Origin of the sequence: Pseudomonas emilianonis (assembly GCF_023072625.1) — a bacterium.
Classification (GTDB): domain Bacteria; phylum Pseudomonadota; class Gammaproteobacteria; order Pseudomonadales; family Pseudomonadaceae; genus Aquipseudomonas; species Aquipseudomonas paraveronii.
Window position 1 is genome coordinate 1 of the sequence record NZ_JAKNRV010000558.1, and the last position, 2,305, is coordinate 2,305.

2 protein-coding genes and 1 pseudogene are annotated in these 2,305 nt (G+C 62.2%); 2 read left to right on the top strand and 1 reads right to left on the bottom strand.

The window, feature by feature from the left end; translation table 11 throughout:
• The first annotated feature begins 138 nt into the window (after positions 1–138).
• Together L9Z73_RS29285 and L9Z73_RS29290 are read left to right on the top strand one after the other, a co-directional pair.
• Positions 139–909 carry a class I SAM-dependent methyltransferase gene (locus L9Z73_RS29285; RefSeq protein ID WP_247408362.1) on the top strand — a complete coding sequence of 257 codons (771 nt, stop codon included), beginning with the start codon at positions 139–141 and terminating at the stop codon, positions 907–909.
• A gap of 91 nt (positions 910–1,000) precedes the next feature.
• The gene (locus L9Z73_RS29290) at positions 1,001–1,786 is read left to right on the top strand and encodes a sulfite exporter TauE/SafE family protein (protein WP_247408364.1); all 786 of its coding nucleotides are present in this window, start codon (positions 1,001–1,003) and stop codon (positions 1,784–1,786) included.
• Between the two features lie 38 nt (positions 1,787–1,824).
• Here the strand turns inward: L9Z73_RS29290 and L9Z73_RS29295 are convergent.
• A pseudogene (locus L9Z73_RS29295) lies at positions 1,825–2,193 on the bottom strand (peptidase C39 family protein); the annotation flags it as partial.
• Between the last annotated feature and the right edge of the window lie 112 nt (positions 2,194–2,305).

Genomic DNA, 2,305 nt, shown 5'->3' on the forward strand with positions numbered 1-2,305 from the left:
AGGGCGGCACCTTGACCGCGCAGGCTTCACCGCTCGGCGGCGCACGGTTTCGCGTGTGGTTGCCCAGTGTGACTGATTAGAAAAACCGGGAGGGAAGGCGCACACTGTGCCCCCGCTTTACCCGAGGAGAGATTGGCAATGTCCGGTGTTCACACGTCTGCGCAACAGGGTTTTTCGACCCAGGCCGTCACCTACGCCCAGGGCCGACCGAACTATCCACGGCAACTCACGGGCTGGCTGGCTGACGTACTGCGCATCGACGGGCGGTCGACGGTGATCGACCTGGGCGCCGGCACCGGCAAATTCACGCGCCTGCTTAACGCCCTGGCGCCGAGCCTGATTGCCATCGAGCCCGTGCAGGCGATGGCTGCGCAGTTGGCCAAGCTGTTGCCGGATGTACGCCTGGTCAACGGCACCGCTGAATCCATTCCTCTGGCGTCCGCCTGCGCCGATGCGTTGGTCTGCGCCCAGTCCTTTCACTGGTTCTCCACCCAGGCCGCGCTCGCGGAAATCCACCGCGTGCTCAAGCCCAACGGGCGTCTGGGGCTGGTGTGGAATGTGCGCGATGAGTCGGTGGACTGGGTGGCGGCGATCACCGCGATCATCACGCCTTACGAGGGCGATACGCCGCGTTTTCACAGCGGTAAATGGCGCGAGGCGTTCACCGGCGAGTATTTTTCCGCCCCCGAAATGACGTGTTTTCCCTACAACCATGTCGGCAGTCCGCAGGAAGTGATCATGGATCGCGTCCTCTCCGTCAGCTTTATCGCGGCACTGCCCGCCGCTGAAAAAGCCGAGGTCACCGCGCAATTACGCAACCTGATCGCCACTCACCCGGCGCTGAAAGGCCACGATACAGTGGCCTTTCCCTATCAGACCCAGGCCTACGTTTGCCACCGACTGACGTAAAAGGCATAAAGTCAGATCATATTGATATAAGTGGTTATAAGAAAAATCGCTATCCTGCGGCCAGAATTTTATATGGCCGCAGGTAGTTGTAATGGATGTGGGTAACGTTGGTTTCGTAGTTGCAGGCCTGATCGTTGGTTTTATCGTCGGCATGACCGGTGTCGGCGGGGGCTCCTTGATGACCCCGATCCTGCTGTGGTTCGGCATTAACCCGGCGACCGCCGTGGGCACCGACTTGTTGTACGCGGCCATCACCAAGTCCGGTGGGGTGCTGGTGCATAGCAAGAACAAGAACATCGACTGGACGATCACCGGCTGGCTCACTCTGGGCAGTGTGCCCGCCGTGCTGCTGACCCTGTGGTTCCTCGCCAGCCTGCACACCGACCCTAGCGCAATGAACGCCGTGATCAAACAGGCCTTAGGTGTGGTGCTGCTGCTGACCGCCCTGGCCATTCTGTTCAAGCATCGCCTGTTGGCCTTCGCCCAGCGCCATGCCGGCGATGATTACCACATGCACCCGCGCAACCTGAACGCGCTGACGGTGGTCACGGGGGCGGTCCTCGGCGCCATGGTGGCACTGACCTCGATCGGCGCCGGTGCCCTCGGCACCGTCGCATTGTTTATCCTTTACCCATTCCTCGCCACGCGGCGCCTGGTCGGCACCGAGATCGCCCACGCCGTGCCCCTGACGCTGGTGGCGGGCCTGGGTCACGCCGGCATGGGCAATATGGACTGGCACCTGCTGGGCTTTTTGCTGATGGGGTCGCTGCCGGGGATCTACATCGGCAGCCACATGGCCGGCAAAGTCCCGGACGGCGTGCTGCGTCCGTGCCTGGCGATCATGCTGATGACCATCGGCTATAAGCTGGCTTTCTAAGGTACGCGGTCGCGTATTGCCGCTGCTCACCGCCTCGATCAAGCCGGTGGCTTGAACAGCACCACCGCCGCGCGCAGCTTGTTGTTGCCGAATCGGCACATGCGCTCGAACTCCGCGTGGCTGACCGGCAGGTGCTGGCAGTCCAGAGGCTGGCGGTGCTGGCTGTGGTCCACATCCGGGTCGTGCAGGTAGACAAAGTCGTCGTCGCAGTCGGTGACCATCACCCAATGCGGCGACTTGGAGCGGGTCAGGCGATAGCTGCTGATCAGCACCAGCGGCTGCCCGCCGTCGCGCAGTACCCTGGGCAGATCCAGCGCGCCGCCGAGTAGTTGTTCGACCGTGCTGCTGGCCAACTCTTCCTCGAAGGCGTCATGCACTAAACGCATGACGTCCTTTTTATGCTGATCAGCAGCCGGTTGTCGTCGCTTTCAAACACTGTTCCTTGTGGTTCGTCGGGCTGCGGGCGCCGCAGGCGAGGTGTTGTGCCGATACGGTTGCGGGCCAGTTGAATCATGCGCT

Bases quoted from the DNA above. Each gene is read 5' to 3' on its own strand.
- L9Z73_RS29285 (WP_247408362.1), top strand. From the start codon at position 139: ATGTCCGGTGTTCACACGTCTGCGCAACAGGGTTTTTCGACCCAGGCC.
- L9Z73_RS29290 (WP_247408364.1), top strand. From the start codon at position 1,001: ATGGATGTGGGTAACGTTGGTTTCGTAGTTGCAGGCCTGATCGTTGGT.